Source organism: Paraburkholderia sp. GAS82 (assembly GCF_050436285.1).
Classification (GTDB): Bacteria; Pseudomonadota; Gammaproteobacteria; order Burkholderiales; family Burkholderiaceae; genus Paraburkholderia; species Paraburkholderia phenazinium_B.
In genome coordinates this window covers 1-1,154 of the sequence record NZ_JBNDLX010000031.1, presented here as the reverse complement: position 1 = coordinate 1,154, position 1,154 = coordinate 1, and the positions used below count along the sequence as shown (strand labels likewise).

General features: G+C 62.8%; 1 protein-coding gene. It reads right to left on the bottom strand.

Annotated elements, in window-relative coordinates; all coding sequences use genetic code 11:
- The coding region (locus P3T17_RS37505; protein ID WP_429411969.1) for an NAD(P)(+) transhydrogenase (Re/Si-specific) subunit beta at window positions 1-1,154 on the bottom strand (1,154 nt) is incomplete at both ends.

Sequence of the window (1,154 nt, the reverse complement as noted above, 5' to 3'; positions counted from 1 at the left end):
GCATAACCGGCCGCCATCGAACGCTTGTTGACGATCACCGTGCGCGCCTTGTACGCCTCGATAATCGGCATGCCCGCAATCGGCGACTTCGGATCGTTCTTCGCCGCCGGATTCACCACGTCGTTCGCGCCGAGCACCAGCACCACGTCCACCTGACCGAACTCGCTGTTGATGTCGTCCATCTCGTAGACCATGTCGTAGGAGACTTCGGCTTCAGCGAGCAGCACGTTCATGTGTCCCGGCATGCGGCCCGCCACCGGGTGGATCGCGTACCGCACATCAATGCCCTTTTCGGTCAGCTTGTCCGTGAGTTCTTTCAGCGCGTGCTGTGCGCGGGCCACGGCCAGACCATACCCCGGCACGATCACCACGGTTTCAGCGTTGCCCAGCATGAACGACGCATCCTCGGCCGAACCCGACTTGACCGGCCGCTGTTCCTGGGCTCCGCCCGCAGCCGCCGCGCCCGCCTCCGCGCCAAAGCCGCCCAGCAGCACATTGAAGAACGAGCGGTTCATCGCGTGACACATGATGTACGACAGGATCGCACCGGACGACCCCACCAGCGAACCGGCGATGATCAGCATCGGGTTATTCAACGAGAACCCGATGCCCGCCGCCGCCCAGCCCGAATACGAGTTGAGCATCGACACGACCACCGGCATATCCGCGCCGCCGATCGGGATGATGATCAGCACGCCCAGCGCGAACGCGATCAGCGTCATGATGATGAACGGCAGCCACGCTTGCGTCAGAAAGAAGATCACGCCGAAGCCGATCATGCCGATCGCCAGCATCAGGTTGATCAGATGCTGACCCGGATACACCACCGGCGCGCCCTGAAACAGGCGGAACTTGTACTTGCCCGAGAGCTTGCCGAACGCAATCACCGAACCGGAAAACGTAATCGCCCCGACGAAGGTGCCGATAAAGAGCTCAATCCGGTTGCCGTACGGCAGAAACCCCGGGATCGGATTGTCCGGATCCACGAGACCGAACGCCGACGGCTCCGAGACAACCGCATAGGCAATGCACACGGCCGCGAGACCGATCAGCGAGTGCATGGCGGCGACCAGTTCAGGCATCTTGGTCATCTCGACGCGCGCGGCGACGAACGCTCCGATCGCGCCGCCTACCACCAGCGCCGCAAACAGCAG